We start from the raw sequence: 21,914 nt of genomic DNA, 5'->3' as shown, positions 1-21,914 counted from the left end.
CTTCCTAACGCCTCCAAAATAGCTTTCATCCAGCTCCATTTCTCCTACTTGTTGCTCAAATTCTTTGGTTTGATGGACTAAGATCTGTTCACGAAAAAAGCGATAGTAACGATTTATTGTGTTCCGATTAATCTGCAAAAGACTCGAGGCCTGGGTGGCTGTTAGCCCCAGGGCGAATGCCTGCAGAATCTTTTTCTGCCTATATCTGCTTAAATTGCTGTTATCCATTGACTTACAAGGTGATTTCTTGTACTTTGATAGTCAAGCCCCTTTTCCTATTTTTTTGAGGGGGGGTCGAGCGAAATTCATTTATTTCGATCCATGAAAAACTCTATGAAAAACTATTTCCTCCTAGCTACGCTGGCAGGTAGCTTGCTTGGCCAGGTATTTGGACAATCTATCCAAGCGCTTGTCAACCGGGGTAGTTGCTATATAGTAATCACGACCGAGGGCCCCGAGGGCTGGACTGTGGAGGGCGACAGCAATGTGCGAGACAATGTAGCTGTTAATCTGAAAAATGGCGTACTTATCATAACGGACAAGAGCAAAAAGAAAAAGGTAAATATGGAAACCCTCACTGTAAGGGTAGTGGCATCAAAACTTAGCAAATTGCAACAGCTGGGTAGTGGGTCTATGGAGCTGAATAACATGAACTACAACACCCTGGAGGTAGAACTGAAGGGCAGCGGAGACATGGTGCTGCGGGGTACGTGCAACAAGCTAACGGCGAATGTAGAAGGAAGCGGCAACCTGCATGCCTCACAGCTGCAATGCCAGTCGGCAGAGATTCACTTGAAGGGAAGTGGAGATATTAAGCTAGGGGGTAGCTGCGACAAGTTGGAGCTACGCCAGGAGGGTAGTGGAAACATACTGGCCAAGGAATTATTGTGTAAGACCGTAGAAATAAAGCTGGTGGGTAGCGGAGATACAGACGTATCTGTCTCGGACAAACTGAAGGTAGAGCTGATAGGTAGTGGAGATGTGCGCTACTATGGCGAACCCAAGCTGGAAAGCAAGGTGATTGGTAGCGGTAGCGGTAGCGTGCAAAGGCAGTAACCTTTGGGGCACTGTAGGCGTGGCGCGGTATTCCCTCTGTTTGCTGCCGGTGCCTCCGGGCGGAGTATACGTATAAGGCAGGGGAGGCGGCCTACGACCGGGGCGGGAGGGCCGCTAGCTGGCCACAGGCGGCATCTATATCCTTGCCCCGGCTGCGGCGGATGTTTACGATAGCGCCCCCCCGCTCCAGGTGCTCTTTAAAGCGGTACAGCTGGTTGCCACTGCTGGCCCGGTAGTCGGCTAGGGCAATGGGGTTGTACTCAATGATGTTCACCTTGCTGGGCACCTGCCGCACAAAGGCCAGCAGCTCCTCAGCATCCTGCAGGCTGTCATTCACGCCCCCCAGGGCCACATACTCCAGGGTAATGCGGGTGCCAGTTTTGTCGTAAAAGTAGCGCAGGGCATCGGCCAGCACCTCCAGGCTGTTGGTTTCATTGATGGGCATGATCTCGCTGCGCTTCTGGTCATTGGCGGCGTGCAGGCTCAGGGCCAGCTCGCTGCGGTAGCCATCATCGCCCAGCTTTCTGATCATCTTGGCTATGCCTGCCGTGCTTACCGTAATGCGGCGTGCCCCCATGCCCAGCCCCTCGGGGGCGGTTATGCGGCGGATGCTCTCCAGCACGTTTCGGTAGTTTAGCAGCGGCTCGCCCATGCCCATATACACAATATTCGTCAGCGGCTTCCCGTAGTGCCTGCGTGCCGCCTCGTCTATCAGCATCACCTGGTCTACTATCTCGTAGGCATACAGGTTCCGCTTTAGCGGCAGGTAGCCGGTGGCGCAGAACTTGCAGCTCAGGCTACAGCCACTCTGGCTGCTTACACAGGCGGTCATCCGGTCGCCCTGGGGGATCAGTACCCCCTCTATCACGTTGCCGTCTGCCAGCCCAAAGGCGTACTTGATGGTACCATCTCCACTACGCTGCTCCTGCCGGATCTCCAGGCGGCACAGCGCAAAGGCCTCGGCCAGCTGCATGCGCAGGGGCTTGCTCAGGTTGGTCATCTGCTCAAAGCTGTCGGCCCGGTGCTGCCACAGCCATTCATACACCTGCCGGGCACGAAAGGCCTTCTCTCCCCGCTCCTCAAACCACGCCTGCAGCGCCTCTGGCTCCAGGCTGCGGATGTCTTGCCTTACCTGCTTGGGGTCGTCCTGTGGTGCTAGTGGCATACTGCAAAGATACACATAGTAGGTCGGCCTGTTGTAGGGCCTGGGCTTCTATCTTCTCGGCTGGCCCTGGGTGTGCTGTAGCCCGTGCTACTTTTGTTGTCCTTCGTAGTCTGTTCTGGGTATTTGGGGTATGCGGTCCCTTTGCTTGCGGCGCAGGAGGCAAGACCTTGGATGCATAGTCAAGTCGCTGTTTCAGGAAGAAGTCCGGCGGGGATGAGTTGCGTCAAACAGGTACCCACCTCTCTCCCAGACCTATTTTTCCCCCACGGCAGCTTTTGTTGTACCTTTTCGCAACATTTGTTTTGCCAAGCATCCAGCCTGAGCTCAATCTAAAAAAATGAGTGCTCACCCTCTCGCTAAACATCTGCACGCGCAGCAGCTAGACCCAGTGGTTATTAAAGCCGTGGAACAAGCTTTTCAGGTGCAAACGGTATCGCGAAAAGCGCAGCTGCTTCGGCCTGGCGATACAGCAAGCCACTTGTATTATGTGGAGACCGGAGGGCTGAGGGTGTACTATGAAAAGCTGGGAAAAGATCTATCGGGCTACTTCTTCCTCGAGAATGGTTTTGCCGGGGCTTATGACAGCTTTATTACCCAGCAGCCTAGTAGGCAAGGGCTGGAGGCCATGGAAGAGAGCACGCTATGGGGAATCTCCTACCCAGCTTTCCAACAACTTTTGAACACTCATCCCGTCCTGAATCGCTGGATACGGGTGCTGCTAGAGGAGCGCTTTGTAGCCCTGCATGCACTATACGCGGCCCATCTTTTGGATAGCCCCGCAGAGCGCTATAGGTGGCTATGCGATACTAGGCCCGAGTTGCTCCAGCGGGTACCTCAGCACCAACTGGCTACTTTTCTCGGGATTACGCCGGTTTCGCTCAGCCGCATCAGAAGACGGCAGCAAGCTGTCGAGGGTGGGCTCTAGCCACTGCGTGTGCAGCCTGCTTTATCTACTAATTTTACTTTTGGGTCTCGATTGATACCCTTGTTCGATCTTATCTTTTGTTATTACTTAATGCACGTGCACAGGCGTACTTCGTTGTGTAGGGTGCGCCTAGGAAGCCATTGGGTAGCTGCCTATTGACCAGGGCCGAGGCACCGGCTTGTTTTTAATCAACTTTAGCCTAAAACCACTATTTTATGGAAAGACGTAGGTTTCTGCAACAATCAGCTATGGCTGGGATAACTGTCCTTCTCGGTACGCGGGTACTGGCTAATGGTACGAATTGGTTTGACCCCAAGTCACATTCTACAACTGGTACTTCACAGCACTCCCTCCCCTCATTTGCACAGCCTACGGGGTACCAGCCGGTGAGCGCTTCCTATACCTTACAAGGCAGGCCTATTAAAATCCATGCTTTCAGTACGGGCGAAGGATCTGTAAAGCGAAACTTCTTGGCGAAGAAGGGGCCTGGTCCGCTCTCTAAGCTGAATATTCTACTGGGCGGTCAGTATGCCGACTACATGCCTATCTGGGTGTGGGTGATCGAACATCCAGAGGGGCTCATTGTCATTGATACTGGTGAAATACCGGAAGCCATGGATAGCGATCAGCACCTGGCCGGCGAATCTGCTCTCAATCGATACATATCCCGGCATACTATGCGTTTCCGGATAGCCGATACTGAGGTGCTGGATAGGCAGTTTGAGCGCCTGGGTCTCCAGCTAGATCGCGTACAGTTGGTGATTCTTACTCACCTACATTTGGACCATACCGATGGCCTTCGCTTTTTTCCCAAGACAGAGGTGGTGGTGGGAGAGGTCGAGTGGAAGCACCCTTATAGCCCCTCTTCCAGCACCTGGCCCAAGGGATTTCGGCCTCGAACGCTCACCTATCTACCAGATCAGTTACCCATATTTGGCGCGGCCATGCCTCTGACCCAAGCTGGAGACTTGCTGTATTTGCCTACCCCAGGGCATACGCGTGGCCATAGCTCGGTGCTACTACGCGCGGATGAAGGGGATATATTTTTTGCAGGGGATGTGACCTACACCCAGCAGCAGTTGCTGCTGAGGCAGCTGCCCGGGGTGCACCAGGATTATGGCTTAGCGCGTAATACCTACCAGAAGATTCTAGACTATGCCCAGCAGCGGCCGTTCCTCTACCTGCCCAGCCACGACCCAGAAGCCGGGTTACGGCTGGTTCAGAAGCAGTTTTTGGTAGAGCACTAGCCCGGTATCCCTTCCGCCTTCATTCATGTGGGCGCTGCTGGGGTACGTAACCTAGGCCTGGGTGGGCTGCCGGCGGCACGCGCTCCGTCAGCTTCGTAGCAAAAGTAGATGGGTCACCTGTCAGGTTCTTAAACGAGGGTCTGGCCGGTATCGCTGTGAAAGTCCAGCATAAACTGCTTCAGCTCAGCCGCACTCAGGTTCCGCTTCAGTCGGCCCCGCGAGGCAAAGCTGACCTTGCCTGTTTCCTCACTTACCACAATGGCCTCTGCATCTGTTATCTCGCTGATACCCAGGGCAGAGCGGTGGCGCAGTCCCAGCTCTGGCGGAATGTCCGGATCGTCGGAAACGGGTAGCACTACCCGCGCTGCCAGGATGGTATTGTCCTTTAGTAGCACAGCCCCATCGTGCAGCGGGCTATTCTTGTGGAAGATGGAAAGCAGCAGCCGCTTACTTACACTGGCATTGATTTCGTCACCCGTTTTGATAAAACTGTCCAGGTTTGTATTGCCCATAAGCACAATGATTGCCCCCGTACGGCTCTCTGCCATTTCTTCTACGGCGGCTATTATCTCGCTATAGGGTAGGTTGCCACTCAGGCCTTCGCCAAAACGGCGGCGAAATCGTTCGAAAAAGCTATGCTGGCCCAGGCTAAGGGCCATACGCCGTAGCTCGGGCGCAAAAATAACCATCAGGGCAATGCTGGCCAGCTGCAGAAACTCCTCGAACAAACGGCCCATGACAGAGAAGTTGAAGAGGTCTACCAGCTGGGTAAAGATAAAGGCCAGAACCAGCAGCGATACCAGGGGAATGGCCATGGTATTGCGCAGCGCCCGGTGGATGCGGTAAAACAAGAAGCTTACCAGCGACACATCCATCAGGTCGATCAGGTTGAAGGAGATAAAGCCAATCCTAAATAGCTCCATACTGCTGGTATAGCGTGCGCACGGCCGCTGCCGCCGCCACATCGTGTACCCGCAAGATACGAACCCCGGCGCAAAGTGCGCGGTAGTGCAGTGCACTTGCTACAGGCAGGCTGCCAGCGGGCTCTATGCCCAGGGCCCTGGTCAGCATGCTCTTCCGGCTGATGCCAATAAGCAAAGGGGCACCCAGCAGGCCAAAGGTAGACAGGTGGGCAAAGAGGCGGTAGTTATGCTCGGCGGTTTTGCCAAAGCCAAAGCCAGGATCCAGCATTACATCGCCTAGCCCGGCAGCCCGCGCGCGGCGTAGCCCTTCCACAAAGTAGGCGTGCACCTCCTGCTCTACTGCTGCATACTGCGGGTTGTGCTGCATGCTTTGTGGGGTACCCTGCATGTGCATCAGTACATAGGGTGCCTGGTGCTGCGCGGCCAGTGCCATCAGTGTGGGGTCTTGCAGCCCGCCCGCTATATCGTTCACAATCTGCACCCCCATTTGCAGCATGGGGTGTGCCACGGCGGCACGGAATGTGTCTATACTCAGGATGACCTCGGGAAATCGGTCGCGAATGGCTGAAACGGGCCCGCGCAGCCGTGCTAGTTCCTCCTCGGGCGTAATGTGTGTGGCCCCTGGGCGGCTGCTATAGGCACCAATATCTATGATATCGGCCCCTTCTGCCAGCATCTGCTCCACGTGCCGTAGGGCTGCGTCCGTGTTATTGTACTTTCCGCTGTCGCTAAAGCTGTCCGGGGTCAGGTTCAGGATGCCCATGAGCCTGGGCACATCCAGCGCGAGCAGCTGCCCGCGACAGTTGAGACTGGGCGTGTACGGAATCATCCTCCTAAGCTAAAAAAGAAAGCAGGCAATCGGTAGGATTGCCTGCTACAGGGTTGTTAATGGGGTTGTGCTGGTAGGCTCCAAGGGGACTTTAACCAGGCAATCCCGCTTTTTCGGCCTGCCTATATGGAAGCTATGCAGATGGCTAGGCACTTAGTGCTTCGGCCCCACCTACTATTTCCAGAATTTCGTTGGTGATGGCTGCCTGGCGTGCCTTGTTGAACTTCAGTTTCAGGTCATCTATCAGCACCTGGGCGTTTTCGGTGGCATTGTCCATGGCTACCATACGTGCCCCATGCTCGGCGGCGTTGCTCTCCAGGCAGCTGGCATAAAACTGTATGCGCAGGATCTGCGGAATAAGCTGCGTGAGCATGGCTTCCTTTTTCGGCTCGAAGATGTAGTCAGTCTTTAGCTCCGAACCCTTCTCCAGGTTTTCCAGGCTTACAGGCAGGAAGCTATCTGCTGTAGGTATCTGGGTAGCCACATTCTTGAAGCTATTGTAGTATAGTACTACTTTTCCCCATTCTCCCTTCAGGTATCCATCCATCACCTGGCTAGCTACGGCATTTACCGTTTCGAAACTTATCCCGGCAAACACATCATGGTTCTGGCCCACAAGGGGCAGGCTACGGCGACGAAAGAAGTCGTAGCCCCGCTTACCAATACACAGCAGCTTCAGCTTGCCATTTGCGGCCTGCTCGGCGTAGGTGGTTTCCACATCCCGAGCCAGCTTTTTGATAATCTGGTTGTTGAAAGCGCCGCACAGCCCACGGTTTGAGGTAATGAGCACCAAGAGCACGGTGTTCGACTCATTGGCCTCGGCATAGGGGCTGCTTAGCTGCCCCTCGGTGCTGGCAGTCAGGTTACCGAGCAGGCCCTTCAGTTTGCGGGCATAGGGGCGGAACTGCACGATGTTGTCCTGTGCCCTGCGCAGCTTGCTGGCCGCCACCATTTTCATGGCCTTGGTGGTCTGCTGCGTGGTTTGCACACTCCGGATACGTGCGCGTATCTCTTTTAAGCTGGGCATCGTCCTTTAGGCTTTGGCGAATCCGGCAGCTACCTCGGCAGCCACTTTTTTCAGGGTGTTGGTAATTTCGTCATCCAGCTTGCCCGCCTTCAGGGCTTCCAGAATGCCCCCATGGTTGCTTTCCAGTAGCTGCAGATAGCTACGTTCAAACTGCTTCATCTTGTCTACGGGCACCTCTTTGGCCAGGTTGTTCACCCCTACGTACAGGATAGCTACCTGATGGGCTACGGGAAGCGGATCGTATTGGCCCTGCTTCAGGATCTCTACGTTGCGCTTGCCCATTTCCAGCTGTGCCTGGGTAGAGGCATCCAGGTCGGAGCCGAACTTGGCAAAGGCCTCCAGCTCGCGATACTGCTGTAGGCTCACCTTCAGCGTACCGGCTACTTTTTTCATCGACTTGATCTGGGCAGCACCCCCTACACGGCTTACGCTGATCCCCACGTTGATGGCGGGTAGCACGCCGCTGTTGAACAGGTCGCTCTCCAAGAAGATCTGTCCATCCGTAATGGAGATCACGTTGGTGGGGATGTAGGCCGATACGTCGCCCGCCTGCGTTTCGATGATAGGCAGGGCTGTAAGGGATCCGCCGCCTTTTACGATCCCTTTGAAGGACTCAGGCAGGTCGTTCATCTGCTGGGCTATCTCGTCCTTTTTAATCACCTTGGCGGCACGCTCCAGCAGGCGGCTGTGCAGGTAGAATACGTCGCCGGGGTAGGCCTCGCGCCCCGGGGGGCGGCGCAGCAGCAGGCTCACCTCGCGGTAAGCTACGGCCTGCTTGCTCAGGTCGTCAAATACCACCAGGGCGTGGCGGCCACTGTCGCGGAAAAACTCGCCGATGGCAGCTCCGGCAAAGGGGGCAAAAAACTGCATGGGGGTGGGGCTACTGGCGGGGGCTGCCACCACTACGGAGTACTGCATGGCTCCATTCTCCTCCAGCACCTTCACAATGTTGGCTACGGTGGAGGCTTTCTGTCCGGAGGCTACATAGATGCAGTATACCGGGTCTTTGCCACTCTCAAAACCAGCCTTTTGGTTGATGATGGTGTCGATGGCAATGGCCGTCTTACCGGTAGAGCGGTCGCCAATGATCAGCTCGCGCTGACCCCTGCCGATGGGAATCATACCATCTATGGCCTTTACACCCGTTTGCAGCGGCTCGCTCACGGGCTCGCGGAAAATTACGCCGGGTGCCTTGCGCTCAAAGGGGCTATCGTACAGCTGGCCGCTGATGGGGCCCTTTCCGTCTATGGGATTGCCTAGGGGGTCTATTACGCGGCCCAGTAGGCCCTCGCCCACCTTCAGGCTGGCAATGGCGCGGGTACGGCGAACGGTATCTCCCTCCTTTATCCCCTCGGAGACACCAAATAGTACGGCTCCAACGTTGTCTTCTTCCAGGTTCAGCACCATGCCTTTCAGGCCGTTCTCAAATTCGATCAACTCGCCAGCCTGTACGCTGGTGAGGCCGTAGATGCGGGCAATGCCATCGCCTACTTGCAATACAGTGCCTACTTCTTCCAGTTCGTTAGCACTCTTCAGGCCAGATAGCTGCTCGCGCAGAATGGCAGATACTTCGTCGGGACGTACTTCTATCATGACAGTTCTAATTCAGGACTAATTCTTGTTTAATTTTTCGTAGCGCGTTGGCTATTGTACCATCGTACAGTTTGTGGCCGATTCTAAGCTCCAGGCCAGCTATCAGCTCGGGGTCTACGGCTTCTTTCAGGTCTACCTGCGTATCCAGCTGGGCTTCCAGGGTGCGTATCAGCTGCTGGCGGTCTACCACCTCCAGGGGCACGGCAGTCTGCACCTGTACCACGGTAATATTCTTGTGGGCGTTGTACAGTTTTTCAAACTCATTCCACACAAAGTCCAGTAGCGCCTCGCGTCCCTTCAGGGTCAGTATGTGCAAAAACTGGAATACGGTGTCGGACAGCTTGGCTTTTAGTAGTTGGTTTAGCACCGCCCACTTTTTTCGGCTCGTAATCACTGGGCTGCGCAGTAGCACGCGCAGGTCGTAGCTCTTGTGGAAGAGGTCATCCAGGGCCTGCAGGTCGTCCTTTACCTGCTCGAGTATGTCTTTCTCCAGCGCTAGCTCAAAGAGTGACTTGGCATAGCGGTGGGCAATCCGATCCTGTAGCATAGGTATGGGCTAGTTGAGACTTACTTCCTGGATCAGCCCTTTGATGTACTGCTCCTGCTTGCCTTTGTCGGCAAATTCGCTGCGCAGTACCTTTTCTGCAATCTCCAGGGCCAGGGTGGCGGCCGATACCTTTAGCTCTTCCATCGCACTGGCTTTTGCCAGGTCTATCTGCACCTGGGCGGCAGCTATCATTTTGTCGGCTTCTGCTTTGGCCCGGTTTTGCGCTTCGGCTACAATGCGGTCTTTGGCGGCGTTGGCCTCGCGCAGTATCCCCTCACGTTCGGCGCGTGCTTCTTGCAGGATGCGCTCGTTCTCGGCTGTTAGGCGCTGCATTTTCTTCTCTGCTTTGGCTGCAGCGTTCAGCTTCTGGTCTATGTCTTGCTCACGCTCGCTTATTGCCTTTAGTATAGGCTTCCAGGCTAGCTTTTTCAGCAGGAAGAAAAGAATCAGAAAGACCACCAGGGTCCAGAAGAAGAGGCCAAACTTGGGGAGAATGATTTCCATGATCGGGCGGATATAAGACGGTGAGTAAAGTGCGGTGCAAAGATAGGGTTTGTTCTACAATCAAATTCGGGAGATGGCCACACCAACCGTGTGGATCTCCCGAATTCTTCCGTTTAGCTTACAGCGATCAGCAGGCACACTACCTCGCCAAAGAGGGCTACACCCTCAATCAGCGCGGCGGTGAGGATCATGGATCCACGGATGTCGGCTGAGGCTTCGGGCTGGCGTGCCATGCTCTCCACAGATGTGGCAGCCAGGCGGCCGATACCCATGCCTACACCAATTACCGCGATGCCGGCACCGATACCAGCACCAAACTGACCAATCGAATCCAGAAGTTGAACAAACATGATGTATGGATATTGAAATGAAAAAATGAACAAAGATTAGGCGTGTGCTACCGTGGCCGTATCCTCGGTGGCGTGCTCGTGGTGATGGTCATGGCTCTCCATGGCCTGGCCGATGAAGACGGCCGTGAGCATGGTGAACACATAGGCCTGCAGGGCTGCTACCAGCACCTCCAGGGTAAGGATAAAGAGCGTAAAGGCAACGGAAAGCGGCATAATGCCATAGGCACCGGCGGCACTTTTGCCAGAGTCGCCCAGGATAAAGATGAGGCTTACCAGCGCCAGTACCATAAAATGGCCGCCGGCAATGTTGGCAAAAAGCCGGATGGTGAGCGAAAAGGGCTTGGTAAACATGCCGACAATTTCTACCGGCATCATAATGAACTTGACCCCTGTGGGCACGCCCGGAAACCAGAAGATGTGCTGCCAGTAGGCTTTGTTGCTGCTAAACCAGGTAACCAGCAGGGTAAGGGCAGCCAGGGCGGCGGTTACGCTGATGTTTCCGGCAATGTTACTGCTCAAGGGCATCAGGCCCAGCATGTTGCTGATCCAGATAAAAAAGAAGAGGGTGAGCAGATAGGGCATAAAGCGCTTGTGCTTGCCGTGCATGTTGGGCGCGGCTATGTTTTCTTCTACAAACATAATGACTGGCTCTACCAGGCTCTGCAGCCCTTTTGGGGCCGACTTTACCCCCCGCTTTTTGTATGCGCGGGCTACCGAGGTGAAGACAAGCAGCATCAGCAGTGCCACAATCATCATGTGCAGGGGGGTCTTGCTAATGCTGAAGTCCAGCACGCTGGCCTCGGTGTCTACTGCGTACAGCACCCCGCTATGGGTACGCACCACATGGTGGTCACCCTTTTTGGGTACCCAGTTTCCTGCTTCATCCAGCTCCAGGTGGGCGGCAAATTCTTCGCTGGGGATGCCACCGGCCTCCAGTACCTGCACATCGGCGCGCACCGGGTGCAGTTTGCCGTGGCTGAGTGCGTATCCGTGCTGCAGGGCTTTCTCTTCATTGGCGTGCTCGCTGCCCTCGCTCAGCATGAAAAATTGAAAACCCTTTTCGCTGTGGTACAGCATCCAAGGCAGGTGCACGGCTATTTCGGTGTAGCCGTTTGTGCCCGGCAGATCCATTATGTGCCAGTCGTGATTTTCAATCACGTGGTGCATCAGGGTTTCGCTTACATCAAACTTTTCTCCCGCTTCCATTTCGTGCACCAGGTTCTCGGTTGATGCCCCAGGTGCGGGGTGGTTTGCGTTCTGTGGTTCGGTAGCCAGCGCGCCGCCCCCCCAGGTCGTGCACAGCACCAGGGCCACGCCCAGGCACTGGCTGGCAGCGTGGCGCAAAAAGGAGACGGGAGATAGAAAGTGGGTCATGGAAATGGGGCTAGGAGAGCTCTTTTTTCGAATCGGGGCGCAAATTATTCAGCAGCGCATAAATTTCAAACGACGTGAATAATAAATAGGCAGAAAAGTACGATGCGGCAAAGGCCATCTTGTTTACATCCCCCACCACCAGCAGCACAAAAAGCACAAAGGCAATGCTCAGCACCATCTTTAGCATCAGGCTACCCATTACCGCGTTGGTAAAGGCGTAGGGATTGCCGCCCATGCGGCTGCGCACCAGCGTATAGGCCAAGAATGTCTTGCCACTAAGGAACAGGCTGGAAGCCAGCAAAATCCAGAATAGCCGACCCCCCATCGGGTAGCTGTGTGGCTGCACCACCGCTACCAGCACGTGCACCAGCACCACCAGCAGGGTCAGCACGGATTGAATGCCATAGTACCTCATTTCGGGCGCAAAGGTACGCATTTCTTGTGTAGAAAGTAGAATTGCCTTATACTTGAGCCATTAATTGCATACCTACTTATTTTTTTTACCCTCATCCTAAGTCTTCACACATGATTGAAAAACTGAAACGCATCAGCCTACTGGTAGTAGCCGCTGTATGGATGGTAGCCTGCGGGGGCGATAAGCACGCAAACGTGGTGCCTGTGCCTGCCCAGGCCAGCAGTGTAGCCGTGGTGAAACTGAAGAGCCTGATGGGCAAAGCCAGCTACGAGCAGCTGAGCCAGCTGGAGGGATTCCGGGCCTGGGAGGAGGAAATGAAAAATGGCGGAGAGGACGATCAGAAGATCCAGCAGCTGATGACCGGTGTGCTGAAGGACCCCAAAAGCAGCGGCGTAAACATGGAGCAGGATGTGTACATCTATACGCTGAGCCTGGAAAAGAAGGAGCGCTATATGGGCATTTCATTCGGTGTTTCGGACCCGAAAAACCTGAAGGCAAGCCTGGAAAAGACCGGAATGAAGTTTGACACCAAAAAGGGATATGAAGTATCGCTGAAAGATGCCGGAATACTCCTCTTCAATGAAAATCGGGGTCTTATGCTGCTTGCCAGCACCGTGGAAGCAGAAGCAAAGCTGGAGGACAGGGCATTTGACTACATAGCCTTGAAAGAAGAGGCTAGCCTGGGCGCAAACGAGGACTTTATGGCCTTTGTAAAGGAAGTGCAGGATATGGGCCTGTTTGCTAGCCTGAAGAGCCTGACCGATGGCGCGGGCATGACCAAAACCCAGCTGGAATCCTTTGGAATGAAGGAACAAGATCTGGCAAGCAATACCTTCAGGCTGTTTGTTGACTTCAAGCAGGGTGAGCTTGTATTCAGGCTAGACCGCCAGATGAACGCGGGCTTTATGGCGGGCATGAAGCCGATAGCTGGCGAAAATCTGGGAGCCGAGGTATTCAAATACCTTCCTGCGGAGCACCTGATTGGTTTCTTTGGTTATAGCATAAACTTCAAAAACCTTTTTGCTAATGCAGATGAGGCCGGCAAGAAGGTGGAGATGATGAAGCAGCAGCTGGATATGGCCAAGGGTGCCATGGCCGTAGCGGGCCTGAGCCCCGAGCGGCTGGACGAGATGCTGAGTGGCAAGCTACTGCTGGCAATAACCGATGTGCGGATGGTAACCCGAGACAATGGCACGCAGCGCCCCGACCCCATCTACCTGGCCGCCCTGGGCGTTAAGGACCCGAAGGGCCTGGATGCCCTGCTAGAAAAACTGGGTGTGAGCCTACAGAAGGAAGGCAAGATAAGCACCCTGGCCAATAGCCCGCTGGGTGCCCTGTACTTTACCTATGTAGACCAATACCTGCTGGCTAGCAACGAGCGTAGCCTGATCGAAAAGATCAGCACCGGTACCCCACCGGCCGGCCAGCCACTGCCACAGAGCCTGCTGAAGCTGGCTAGTGCCCCGCTGTGCGGCTATGTAAACCTGAGCCCCGACCGCCTGAGCGAGAACGGCAAAAAATGGGACGATTTTGGCAGATTTGCCCAAGCGGCAGGGATAGACCACGTGGCACTGGACAACACGGGTAAGCAAGTGGAACTACACATCCGCTTTACAGACGCTAACACCAGTAGCCTGATCAGCCTCTTCAAGACAGCCGATGGCCTGAAGCGGCAGCAACAACCGGCTTAGCCAGCACAACCACCCGTAGCCGGTTAGCACTGACCCGAACAGAAACGCCCCAACCATAAGTTGGGGCGTTTCTGTTCCAGGCCCCCAGCTGATGCCAAAAGCGTGGGCGCATTCGAGTTTGGACAGGGTTGCGCCCCTTTGCTACACGCGTCCCCTTGGGGCGGATGCAGGGTGGGGGAGGGGGGCTTCAGTGCAGGCCCAGCGCATCCAGGCTGGTCTTCAGCTGGGTTTCCTTGTCATACAGGCCGAGTGCCACGGCCCGGGCCTGTAGCTGGCTGGCAGATACGGGCCGGTCTTGTAGCTCGAGCAGGGCTGTCAGGTAGTCTTGCGCCGACTGGCAGGCCGTTACGGCTGCCTCCAGCCCACTGCCTGTCAGGGTGTTCTCGTTGGCCAGCACATGTCGCCCCTTGTACAGGCAGTGCAGTAGCTTCAGCTTCAGGCCGCCGGTTTGGGTGCTGTGCAGCAGGTGCAGCTGGGCTCCGGCTATCAGCACTTCCAGCTGCGCACGGGTGGGCGAGGCAATGAGCTGTATGTGCGTAAAAGCCGCCAGATGGGCCCGTAGCCAGGGTGGGGGGCTATGCCCTGCCACAATAAGCGGAAAGGGTGTATGGGCAAAAACCTGGCTGGCCAGCCAGGCTACGGCCTGTGCATTGGCGGCTATGCGCAGGTCGCCGTGGTAGAGGGCGTAGTGGCCTATGCCGTCTGGCACCTCCATGGGGGCATAGGGATGGAAGCTGGGCAGCCAGTGCACCTGCGGGTAGCCCAGCCTGATCAGTTCTGCTGTCTCGGCGGGCGATATGGCCAGGGTATGGGTGCAGTGCTGCGGCAGCATCCGCAGTTCGTAGTGCCGCAGGCGGCGTGCCTCCAGGTGCAGGTACGCGCGCTCGGGCCCCCGTGCCTGCCGTGCCAGGCTGGCATAGTAGCGGTGCTCCAGGTTGTGCATGCGCAGTACGCGGCGGCGTGCCTGCAGGCTGGGGTGCCCCAGCCAGCCGCTACAGTGGGTGCCCTCGCTCAGGATGGGGGCTTCTGCGGCCTGCAGGTTGCGCAGCAGGCCCGGCACCCTGCGGCTAGAGACAATATAGGGCCCTGGCCGCAGGATGCCCAGGCCCGCCCGGCGTGGGTAGTAGTGCACCTGCTGGCACAGCCGGGCCAGGGCGGGGGCCGGTGCCCGGTTGTACAGAAAAGTGTGCAGATGCACGTGCAGGCCAGCCTCGGCCAGGGCCTGTAGGTGGTAGTAGCTGGCTATGGCCCCACCATAGTCTGCCGGCCAGGGCACATTGGGGCAGATAATATGCACGGCCCTGCTCATAGGGGCCGGGCAGCTTGGTATAGTTCCAGCACCTGCGGTGCCTGCCTGTGCCAGTGTAGCTGCCGGGCTGCCAGCTCGGCCTGCTGCTGGTACTGGGCATAGTGGGGCACCAGCTGCTGCACCGCGTATGCCAGTGCCCGTCCCGAAAAGCCTTGCATCACCACACCCAGCCCGTACTGCTGCACCAGGGCGCTGTGCTCGGGCTGGGGGGTTACCACTACCGGCAGCCGTGCCTGCAGGTAGTCGTACAGCTTGTTGGGCGCACTGTAGCGGTTGTTTAGCGATTCATTATCTTCTATACTCAGGCCAATGCTGGCCTGTGCGGTAATGTGCGGCAGCTGCTGAAAGGGCTGCATACCCCACCAGCGTATGCGGTGTGCCACGCCCAGCTGCCGGGCCTGTGCCTCCAGGGGCGCACGCATTACGCCATCGCCCACTATCCAGGCCTGCCAGCCGGGCAGCAGGGGCAGGGCCTCTACCAGCCAGGGTAGGCCCCGTCCTGCATTCAGCATGCCCTGGTACAGCAGGATCCGGGATTCGGCAGCTGGGGGCGGCGACGGAGCGGGTAGGGCATAGGGCAGGTTGCGCACCAGCGCAAAGCCATAGCCATCGGCCCGATAGGCATCCACCACCTGCTGGCTTACGGTGAGGCGGGTGGGCAGCAGGGGCAGCAGCAGCTGCTCCAGCCCCCGCCATATAGCCCGCTCCAGCGGGCGCTGGGCCAGCTCGGCCGAACCGCTAAAGTATTCGTGGCTGTCGTACACCAGTGGGATGCGCCGCAGCAGGGCAATGGCAAAGCAGGCAGGCAGGGTGTCCAGGTCGTTGGCTGTCAGGATGTCTATCCGCATGCGCAGCAGCCGCCAGAAGAGCCGCAGGTTGTATTCCAGATAGAACAGCTTGCCCCGGCCAAAGCGCAGCCGCATGCGGGTAAAGAAATAGCGCCGCGCTGCCATGGGCTGGCTGTGCGGCCGCAGCCGGCCCACCAGCCAGGGGCTATAGCCGGCATCGGCCAGGGTGCAGGCCATCTTGTGCAGCCGCTGGTCCTGGGCCAGGTCATTGGTTGCGCAGAGCACCACCCGAGGGCCATCTGCCCGCTGTGCCACAGTACGGGTACACATAGGGCGTAAAAATAGCACTATCTTTGTGCTGCGCATGAAACTGGAACAGATCCTGGAGTCCATCCTCTTTGTGTCCGAGACCCCCCTCCGGCTCTCAGACTTTATGGCCCTATTCGAGCGCGTGGATGCGCTGGATGTGGAGGTGAACGAACTGCTGATAGCCGATGCCCTGCAGCGCCTGCAGCAGCAAAAGCAGCAGCCCGACTGCATATATGAGCTGGCCGAGCTGGCGGGCGGCTACCAGCTGCGCACCAAGCCCGCATACGGCAAATACGCACGCCTGGCCGTGCTGGTGCAGGAAAACAAGCGCCTGAGCCGTGCAGCCCTGGAAACACTCAGCATCATTGCCTATCGCCAGCCAGTGGCACGTAGCGAAGTGGAGTATATACGCGGTGTAAACTGCGACTACGCCATTACCAAACTGCTGGACAAGCAGCTGATAGAGATAGCCGGACGAGCCGACACCCCCGGAAAGCCCCTGCTCTACAAAACCAGCGCGTATTTTATGGAATACTTTGGGCTGAAGCGGATGGATGACCTCCCCAAGATCAAAGAACTAAATCCTGAAGATGAATCCACGGAAGCCTTCAAGACCCCCGAAACCCGGCAATAGGCCCCCGGGCCGGGCATCGGTGCCCCGCCAAAAGCCAACCCGCGCAGATGGGCCGCCGCCCCGCACTGGTGGGTCCAGCAGGCCCGGCAGGCCCACAGGCCCGGCCAACCCGGGAGATTCCGTGTGGGACCAACCCCAGCAGCCCGTCCGCATCAACCGCTACATAGCCAGCACGGGCTTTTGCAGCCGCCGAAAGGCCGACACCTACATCCTGGAGGGGAAGGTGCTGCTGAATGGCACGCGCGTGCTGGAGCCAGGCGAAAAAGTGGTACCCGGAAAAGACCGGGTGCAGGTAGATGGGCAGCTGCTGCAGGCCGAGCAGCCATTCTATCTGCTGCTGAACAAACCCAAAAACACCATTACCACCCTGCACGACCCTGAGGGACGCCCCTGCGTGGGAGACCTCATCCGGGGCCAGGTGCAGGGGCGCGTTTTTCCCGTAGGGCGGCTAGACCGAAACACCACCGGCATCCTACTGCTTACCAATGACGGTGAGCTGGCCGAACGGCTGACCCACCCCAGCCACGAGGTGCGAAAGGTGTACCATATTGAGCTGACGCAAACCCCAGCCGAGCTGGACCTGGAAAAACTACGCAAGGGCATTGAACTGGAGGATGGCTTCATAAAAGCCGACGACATAGACTATGTGGATAACGTGGTGGGCCCCAGGGTGGGGGTGGCCATCCATAGCGGACGAAACCGCATTGTGCGCCGAATGTTTGAGCACCTGGGCTATACCGTAAAAAACCTGGACCGTGTAGCCTTTGGCCCCATACAGGCAAAGGGAACCCCCCGGGGTACCTGGCGCCACCTCACCAGCAAGGAAATCTCCACCCTGCGCCGCCTGAAACGCGACTAGTGCTACTCAAGCACCAAATCCGGATATTTTTTCCCGCTCGCATACTAAATGTGCTCTGTAGTTCATTATTGCAGTACGGTTTTACCGTAAAATCAATTTTGCAGGCAAGCTCGATCCGTATGGGTTTGCAAACACAAATTTTTTATAGTTTTGACCGCATTAAAATCAACTTGTATTAAAACACCATGGAAGAAACGCTCGTTGCCCAAGAAACAGAAGTGAAAAAGGCTTCTCCCCTGAAGGGTTGGTTCGGACCCATTGTTATTGTTCTCTCAATCGTGTTCGGATGGATCATCTATCTGTTCATCATGGGTGCGCCCAGCAACTTTGAGGGCGGAGATCCGGAGAATGGCCACCCCGTAGCCGAGGGATTTGCCCGCTGGCTAGGCTTGTTTTACAAGGGTGGTCAGGTAGTACCCTTCGCCATTGGCCTGCTGCTCATGGTTATCACCGCCAGCATAGAGCGCATGGTGTCGCTGGGCCGCGCCAGCGGAAAAGGTAACCTGGATATGTTTGTAGCTCGCGTGCAAACCCACCTGGAGAACAACAACCTGCAGGCAGCCCTGGATGAGTGCGACCGTGCCCAAGGGTCGGTAGGCAACGTAACCCGCGAGGTGCTGCTGAAGTACGGCCAGGTGGAAAAGGAACTACACATGGACAAGGAGCAAAAAATGGTAGCCATACAGAAGGCGCTGGAAGAAAGCATAGCCCTGGAACTACCTGTGCTACAGCGTAATATGGTTATCATTTCCACCATTGTATCCGTAGCCACCCTTACCGCGCTGCTGGGCACCGTACTGGGTATGATCCGCGCCTTTGCCAGCCTGGGTGCCAGTGGTGCAGCAGATGCGGCCCAGCTATCAGTAGGTATCTCCGAGGCACTGGTAAACACTGCCCTGGGTATCTTTACCTCTGCCGTGGCCACTGTGCTGTACAACTACTTTACCAGCAAAGTAGACGGACTGACCTACCGCATGGATGAGGTGGGCTTCTCTATCGTGCAGACCTACAGCGAGAAGCACTAAACCCCTCCTCCCCTCACCGGGATAAAACCGTACGATTATGTCCAAGGCCAAAGTAGCCAAGAAGAGTACATTCATCGATATGACGCCGATGGTGGATCTGGCGTTTCTCCTCATCACCTTCTTCATGCTTACCATTAAGTTTACGAAGCAGGAAACGGAGAAAGTAACCATCCCGGCCTCTACGATCGAGAAGGCAGTACCGGCAAAGGACCTGCTCACCATCTACGCCAATAAGGATGGCCAGGTGCGTGTGGGCATTACCGAGCAGGGAGAGCTAGCCAAAACCTGGCTGGAGCGTATGGCGACGCTGTACAACATCAAGTTTACCGCCGAGCAGTATGAGGCATTTTCAGTACTATCCGAGGTGCCCGTACCCATAGAGCGACTGCCCCAGTACCTGAGTGCCGACCCTGAGCAACGCAAGGCGATCTATAAGCAGACGCAAGGCGTGCCCATGGATACGGTAAACACGCGAAACCAGCTGGATGACTGGATTTTTGAAGCGCGCAAAGTGAAAAACCAATATCACCAGCTGAACCCCGAGGCCACTACCAAGGACTTCCGGCTGGCCATAAAGGCAGATCGCGATACGCCCTATCCCATCATACAGCGCATTACCGAGGTGCTGAAAGGCCAGCAGGCCAATAAGTTCAGCCTCATCACTGATAAAAAAGCAACCCCTAAATAATAATCCTATGGCAGCAGCAGTAGACGGCGGTGGCGATAGTGGTGGCAAAAAAGGCAAACGAAGGGGTAAGAAAGGCGTACCCCCCATCGATATGACCCCGATGGTGGACTTGGGATTCCTGCTCCTTACCTTCTTTATCCTGACAGCCACCCTATCCGACCCCAAGAGCATGCCCATTGTAGTACCCTCTGATGAGATAGATACACCGAAGGAGGAGAAAGAAAAGGTAGCCGAGAGCAAGGTGATGAACATCATCATAGCCGGCCAAGACCGAATCTACTACTACATGGGGAAAAGCGATGGCGAAGAGGGTGGGGTGGAGCTAAAGTCCATTAACTATGGCAAGGGCATCCGCACCAAGATCCAGGAAAACCAGGAGCAGGTAAAGAAGCGCTTTGCCACGGCCAAGGACCCCGACCCCATGATTGTGCTCATCAAGATGGCCAAAGATGCACGCTATGAAAACATGGTGAACATCCTGGATGAGATGAACGTAACCAACCAGAAAAAGTACATGCTACTGGATCTGGAGCGCGAAGAGGCCGAGTTTGTACAGGCGTACGAAGAAAGCCAGAACCTTACCCCATCTGCCGTGGCAAAAACCCTGGCTGCGGGTGCGGGTCAATCAAAGTAAACCTGGATGTGCCCACCCCCCCCGGCGGGTACACCACATAGCGTAAGAACATGCGTATAGAAAAAGCAGATCTGGACGAAATTGTATTTCACAGCCGGAACAAAGCCTACGGTGGGTACCAGCTGCGTAAGCAGTACGGCCGCGTTACCCTGCTCGCCTTCCTGTTTGGTTCCGTAACCGTAGCCGGCCTGATGTCCATCCCGGTGCTGGAGCACCTCCTAAGCGGAGACGAACTAGCGCAAAGGGAGCTGGTACAAAACGTGGAGGTGGAGCTAAGCCCACCCCCTGTAGACAACGAGGAAAAAGCGCCCGAAGAGCTAAACGTCCCCCCACCGCCACCCCCGGCGCGCGAGGAGATTAAGTTTGTACCACCCGAGGTGGTAGAGGACGATGAAGCGCCCGAGGAAACCACCATTGCGGAAGTGGAAAAGCTGACTGAGGACGAAGACCAGAATGTGGGCGATGAGAACAAGGAGGGCGATGATGCCGCACCCGACATCAGCCGGGTAGACATAGATGGAGCGGGTGGAACCGGCAGCGGGGATGCCCCCGTGGTGCAGGCCCTGCCAGACCCCAATGCCTTTGTGGTAGTAGACAAGCAGCCCCAGGCAGCTAACATGGACGACATCAAGAAAAAGATGGTGTACCCCGAGATAGCCCGCCAGGCAAACATCGAGGGCCGTGTGATCCTGAAAGTGCTCATCAACGAGGAGGGTACGCCCATAAAGCACATCGTGCTGAAGAGCCCGCACCCCAGCCTGGCCGCAGAGGCCTCCAGCAAGGTCTATCTGCTCCAGTTCTCGCCCGCCATACAGGCAGGCAGGCCCATCAAGTTCTGGGTAGTAACGCCTTTCGATTTCAAACTGTAGGTTTTTCTTAGCTGAAACCACCACGACTCAACTATAGGGCAGCCCACCAGCTGCCCTATGTGTTTTGGGGGTATGGGAAAGCTGATGCAGATGTGGCGTGATTCTTGCTTAAAAGCTCTAGAAAATCAAGTTATATGAAGCACCTCCACCTTACCACACCCCTCCGTGCCCGGCCGCATAGCGTGTTTAGCCATCGGGTATCCATCCTTCTGCTGCTCCTGCTAGGCAGCATATCCGTAGCCCATGCCCAGCAGCCTGCGGATAGTGCGCGTACGGGTGGGAGTACCAGAAAAACCGATCTGCCAGATCCCAACGCTCTTGTGGAAGTAGACCAACAGCCCACGCCGCTGAATATGCATGAGGCAATGAGAGCGCTACGCTACCCGAAACAGGCAGAGGATGCAGAAATAGCGGGTAGGGTTATCTTGAAGGTATTGATTGACGAAGAAGGAAAGCCAATTCAGCACGTTGTACTGAAGAGCCCGCACCCCAGCCTGGCCGCATAGGCCGCCAGCAAGGTTTACCTGCTAAGGTTCTCGCCCGCCCTAAAGGATGGCAAGCCCATCAAGTTCTGGGTAGTAGTTCCCTTCGACTTTAACCTATAGGCAGCCTGGCAACCTTTGGCCAACCAGATAGAACGGGCAGCCCATGGGCTGCCCGTTGTGTTTAGGGCTCATGCTGATTTGATAGGGTTCTTTTTGTAGCTTTATGAGGATGATTTGTATGGTGCCCTTTCGATTTTTCGCGTTCAACACCCAGCCCACGAGGGTTGCGGCTAGTAGTAGGCTATCCGTTGTCTTGCTGCTTCTGCTTTTCTCCTTGGGGGTGGCCCAGGCCCAGCAGCCAGTGGGTAGCACTGGTGCAGCCGAAACCGATCTGCCAGACCCCAACGCTTTTCGGAAAGTAGACCAGCAGCCTAAAGTGCTGAATATAGATGAGGTAAAGGATGAGATTGAGTACCCGAGCGAGGCTAAAAAGAAAAAAATTGAAGGCAGGGTTATCTTGAAAGTATTGGTAGACGAAGAAGGGAGGCCGATAAAGCATGTTATGCTAAAGAGTCCACACCCTATGCTCACCCGCGCGGCCGTAGAAGGCCTATATCTTCTTCGTTTTTCGCCAGCAATTAAGGACGGTGAGGCGATCAAGTTCTGGG

The 21,914-nt window shown here is 56.1% G+C and carries 25 protein-coding genes; 12 read left to right on the top strand and 13 right to left on the bottom strand.

The annotated features are described in order from the left end of the window. Positions 1–228, bottom strand: a 228-nt coding sequence (locus LW884_10905) for an IS1595 family transposase (GenBank protein MCE3008836.1), incomplete at its 3' end; no start/stop codon positions are given. A gap of 93 nt (positions 229–321) precedes the next feature. On the opposite strand from LW884_10905, the gene LW884_10900 reads away from it, so the two are divergent. Beyond that, complete coding sequence (locus tag LW884_10900) at positions 322–1,056, top strand: DUF2807 domain-containing protein (protein MCE3008835.1); 735 nt, start codon at positions 322–324, stop codon at positions 1,054–1,056. Between the two features lie 91 nt (positions 1,057–1,147). Here the strand turns inward: LW884_10900 and rlmN are convergent, their stop codons facing one another. Next, a complete protein-coding gene (rlmN, locus tag LW884_10895) occupies positions 1,148–2,221 on the bottom strand; it encodes a 23S rRNA (adenine(2503)-C(2))-methyltransferase RlmN (protein ID MCE3008834.1) in 1,074 nt (357 codons plus the stop codon). 337 nt (positions 2,222–2,558) lie between these two features. On the opposite strand from rlmN, the gene LW884_10890 reads away from it, so the two are divergent. Beyond that, the gene (locus tag LW884_10890) at positions 2,559–3,146 is read left to right on the top strand and encodes a Crp/Fnr family transcriptional regulator (protein MCE3008833.1); all 588 of its coding nucleotides are present in this window, start codon (positions 2,559–2,561) and stop codon (positions 3,144–3,146) included. A gap of 470 nt (positions 3,147–3,616) precedes the next feature. Continuing rightward, positions 3,617–4,393 carry an N-acyl homoserine lactonase family protein gene (locus tag LW884_10885; GenBank protein MCE3008832.1) on the top strand — a complete coding sequence of 259 codons (777 nt, stop codon included), beginning with the start codon at positions 3,617–3,619 and terminating at the stop codon, positions 4,391–4,393. Positions 4,394–4,521: 128 nt separating this feature from the next. Here LW884_10885 and cdaA read toward each other — a convergent pair whose 3' ends face one another. The 9 genes from cdaA to LW884_10840 all read right to left on the bottom strand — a co-directional run bounded on the left by cdaA (position 4,522) and on the right by LW884_10840 (position 11,955). Beyond that, positions 4,522–5,316, bottom strand: coding sequence for a diadenylate cyclase CdaA (gene cdaA, locus LW884_10880; protein ID MCE3008831.1), 795 nt, complete (start codon positions 5,314–5,316; stop codon positions 4,522–4,524). Beyond that, complete coding sequence (folP, locus tag LW884_10875) at positions 5,303–6,145, bottom strand: dihydropteroate synthase (protein ID MCE3008830.1); 843 nt, start codon at positions 6,143–6,145, stop codon at positions 5,303–5,305. Before folP ends, cdaA begins: the two co-directional genes overlap by 14 nt. 145 nt (positions 6,146–6,290) lie before the next feature. Continuing rightward, positions 6,291–7,172, bottom strand: a complete 882-nt coding sequence (gene atpG / locus LW884_10870; protein MCE3008829.1) for an ATP synthase F1 subunit gamma — start codon at positions 7,170–7,172, stop codon at positions 6,291–6,293. A gap of 6 nt (positions 7,173–7,178) precedes the next feature. Beyond that, complete coding sequence (gene atpA, locus LW884_10865) at positions 7,179–8,765, bottom strand: F0F1 ATP synthase subunit alpha (protein MCE3008828.1); 1,587 nt, start codon at positions 8,763–8,765, stop codon at positions 7,179–7,181. Positions 8,766–8,772: 7 nt separating this feature from the next. Next, positions 8,773–9,312: an ATP synthase F1 subunit delta gene (gene atpH, locus LW884_10860; GenBank protein ID MCE3008827.1), complete on the bottom strand. Its 540-nt coding sequence runs from the start codon at positions 9,310–9,312 to the stop codon at positions 8,773–8,775. A gap of 9 nt (positions 9,313–9,321) precedes the next feature. Next, positions 9,322–9,816 (bottom strand): F0F1 ATP synthase subunit B, encoded by a 495-nt coding sequence (atpF, locus tag LW884_10855; GenBank protein MCE3008826.1) that lies wholly within the window; start codon positions 9,814–9,816, stop codon positions 9,322–9,324. 113 nt (positions 9,817–9,929) lie between these two features. Continuing rightward, entirely contained in the window at positions 9,930–10,166 is a 237-nt protein-coding gene (gene atpE, locus LW884_10850) for an ATP synthase F0 subunit C (protein MCE3008825.1), read from the bottom strand. Between the two features lie 36 nt (positions 10,167–10,202). Continuing rightward, a complete protein-coding gene (gene atpB, locus LW884_10845; GenBank protein ID MCE3008824.1) occupies positions 10,203–11,540 on the bottom strand; it encodes a F0F1 ATP synthase subunit A in 1,338 nt (445 codons plus the stop codon). A 10-nt stretch (positions 11,541–11,550) separates the two neighbouring features. Then, positions 11,551–11,955 (bottom strand): hypothetical protein, encoded by a 405-nt coding sequence (locus tag LW884_10840; GenBank protein MCE3008823.1) that lies wholly within the window; start codon positions 11,953–11,955, stop codon positions 11,551–11,553. A 110-nt stretch (positions 11,956–12,065) separates the two neighbouring features. Between LW884_10840 and LW884_10835 the strand changes: the two genes are divergently transcribed. After that, positions 12,066–13,646, top strand: coding sequence for a DUF4836 family protein (locus LW884_10835; GenBank protein MCE3008822.1), 1,581 nt, complete (start codon positions 12,066–12,068; stop codon positions 13,644–13,646). 187 nt (positions 13,647–13,833) lie between these two features. On the opposite strand, the gene LW884_10830 is transcribed toward LW884_10835, so the two are convergent. Beyond that, the gene (locus LW884_10830) at positions 13,834–14,955 is read right to left on the bottom strand and encodes a hypothetical protein (GenBank protein MCE3008821.1); all 1,122 of its coding nucleotides are present in this window, start codon (positions 14,953–14,955) and stop codon (positions 13,834–13,836) included. Continuing rightward, positions 14,952–16,073 (bottom strand): glycosyltransferase family 4 protein, encoded by a 1,122-nt coding sequence (locus tag LW884_10825; GenBank protein ID MCE3008820.1) that lies wholly within the window; start codon positions 16,071–16,073, stop codon positions 14,952–14,954. The genes LW884_10830 and LW884_10825 overlap by 4 nt, the downstream gene beginning before the upstream one ends. 34 nt (positions 16,074–16,107) lie before the next feature. Here LW884_10825 and scpB point away from each other — a divergent pair, with 34 nt between their 5' ends. The 8 genes from scpB to LW884_10785 form a co-directional block, all read left to right on the top strand. Beyond that, the gene (scpB, locus tag LW884_10820; protein MCE3008819.1) at positions 16,108–16,686 is read left to right on the top strand and encodes an SMC-Scp complex subunit ScpB; all 579 of its coding nucleotides are present in this window, start codon (positions 16,108–16,110) and stop codon (positions 16,684–16,686) included. A 121-nt stretch (positions 16,687–16,807) separates the two neighbouring features. Then, positions 16,808–17,545 (top strand): rRNA pseudouridine synthase, encoded by a 738-nt coding sequence (locus tag LW884_10815; protein MCE3008818.1) that lies wholly within the window; start codon positions 16,808–16,810, stop codon positions 17,543–17,545. A 185-nt stretch (positions 17,546–17,730) separates the two neighbouring features. Further along, complete coding sequence (locus LW884_10810; GenBank protein ID MCE3008817.1) at positions 17,731–18,570, top strand: MotA/TolQ/ExbB proton channel family protein; 840 nt, start codon at positions 17,731–17,733, stop codon at positions 18,568–18,570. Between the two features lie 37 nt (positions 18,571–18,607). Beyond that, the gene (locus LW884_10805; GenBank protein ID MCE3008816.1) at positions 18,608–19,258 is read left to right on the top strand and encodes a biopolymer transporter ExbD; all 651 of its coding nucleotides are present in this window, start codon (positions 18,608–18,610) and stop codon (positions 19,256–19,258) included. Between the two features lie 7 nt (positions 19,259–19,265). Next, entirely contained in the window at positions 19,266–19,892 is a 627-nt protein-coding gene (locus LW884_10800; GenBank protein ID MCE3008815.1) for a biopolymer transporter ExbD, read from the top strand. A 50-nt stretch (positions 19,893–19,942) separates the two neighbouring features. Then, the gene (locus LW884_10795; protein ID MCE3008814.1) at positions 19,943–20,761 is read left to right on the top strand and encodes a TonB family protein; all 819 of its coding nucleotides are present in this window, start codon (positions 19,943–19,945) and stop codon (positions 20,759–20,761) included. A gap of 134 nt (positions 20,762–20,895) precedes the next feature. After that, positions 20,896–21,267 carry an energy transducer TonB gene (locus LW884_10790; protein MCE3008813.1) on the top strand — a complete coding sequence of 124 codons (372 nt, stop codon included), beginning with the start codon at positions 20,896–20,898 and terminating at the stop codon, positions 21,265–21,267. A gap of 292 nt (positions 21,268–21,559) precedes the next feature. Continuing rightward, a partial coding sequence (locus LW884_10785) for an energy transducer TonB (GenBank protein ID MCE3008812.1) occupies positions 21,560–21,914 on the top strand: 355 nt, incomplete at its 3' end.

The organism is Bacteroidota bacterium, from assembly GCA_021300195.1.
GTDB lineage: Bacteria > Bacteroidota > Bacteroidia > J057 > JAJTIE01 > JAJTIE01.
The sequence above is the reverse complement of the archived record's forward strand: the minus strand, read 5'-3'. Positions and strand labels throughout refer to the sequence as shown.

Coding starts and splice junctions, on each gene's coding strand:
- LW884_10900 (MCE3008835.1), top strand. CDS start 322: ATGAAAAACTCTATGAAAAACTATTTCCTCCTAGCTACGCTGGCAGGT.
- rlmN (MCE3008834.1), bottom strand. CDS start 2,221: ATGCCACTAGCACCACAGGACGACCCCAAGCAGGTAAGGCAAGACATC.
- LW884_10890 (MCE3008833.1), top strand. CDS start 2,559: ATGAGTGCTCACCCTCTCGCTAAACATCTGCACGCGCAGCAGCTAGAC.
- cdaA (MCE3008831.1), bottom strand. CDS start 5,316: ATGGAGCTATTTAGGATTGGCTTTATCTCCTTCAACCTGATCGACCTG.
- folP (MCE3008830.1), bottom strand. CDS start 6,145: ATGATTCCGTACACGCCCAGTCTCAACTGTCGCGGGCAGCTGCTCGCG.
- atpG (MCE3008829.1), bottom strand. CDS start 7,172: ATGCCCAGCTTAAAAGAGATACGCGCACGTATCCGGAGTGTGCAAACC.
- atpA (MCE3008828.1), bottom strand. CDS start 8,765: ATGATAGAAGTACGTCCCGACGAAGTATCTGCCATTCTGCGCGAGCAG.
- atpH (MCE3008827.1), bottom strand. CDS start 9,312: ATGCTACAGGATCGGATTGCCCACCGCTATGCCAAGTCACTCTTTGAG.
- atpF (MCE3008826.1), bottom strand. CDS start 9,816: ATGGAAATCATTCTCCCCAAGTTTGGCCTCTTCTTCTGGACCCTGGTG.
- atpE (MCE3008825.1), bottom strand. CDS start 10,166: ATGTTTGTTCAACTTCTGGATTCGATTGGTCAGTTTGGTGCTGGTATC.
- atpB (MCE3008824.1), bottom strand. CDS start 11,540: ATGACCCACTTTCTATCTCCCGTCTCCTTTTTGCGCCACGCTGCCAGC.
- LW884_10840 (MCE3008823.1), bottom strand. CDS start 11,955: ATGAGGTACTATGGCATTCAATCCGTGCTGACCCTGCTGGTGGTGCTG.
- LW884_10835 (MCE3008822.1), top strand. CDS start 12,066: ATGATTGAAAAACTGAAACGCATCAGCCTACTGGTAGTAGCCGCTGTA.
- LW884_10830 (MCE3008821.1), bottom strand. CDS start 14,955: ATGAGCAGGGCCGTGCATATTATCTGCCCCAATGTGCCCTGGCCGGCA.
- LW884_10825 (MCE3008820.1), bottom strand. CDS start 16,073: ATGTGTACCCGTACTGTGGCACAGCGGGCAGATGGCCCTCGGGTGGTG.
- scpB (MCE3008819.1), top strand. CDS start 16,108: ATGAAACTGGAACAGATCCTGGAGTCCATCCTCTTTGTGTCCGAGACC.
- LW884_10810 (MCE3008817.1), top strand. CDS start 17,731: ATGGAAGAAACGCTCGTTGCCCAAGAAACAGAAGTGAAAAAGGCTTCT.
- LW884_10805 (MCE3008816.1), top strand. CDS start 18,608: ATGTCCAAGGCCAAAGTAGCCAAGAAGAGTACATTCATCGATATGACG.
- LW884_10800 (MCE3008815.1), top strand. CDS start 19,266: ATGGCAGCAGCAGTAGACGGCGGTGGCGATAGTGGTGGCAAAAAAGGC.
- LW884_10795 (MCE3008814.1), top strand. CDS start 19,943: ATGCGTATAGAAAAAGCAGATCTGGACGAAATTGTATTTCACAGCCGG.
- LW884_10790 (MCE3008813.1), top strand. CDS start 20,896: ATGAAGCACCTCCACCTTACCACACCCCTCCGTGCCCGGCCGCATAGC.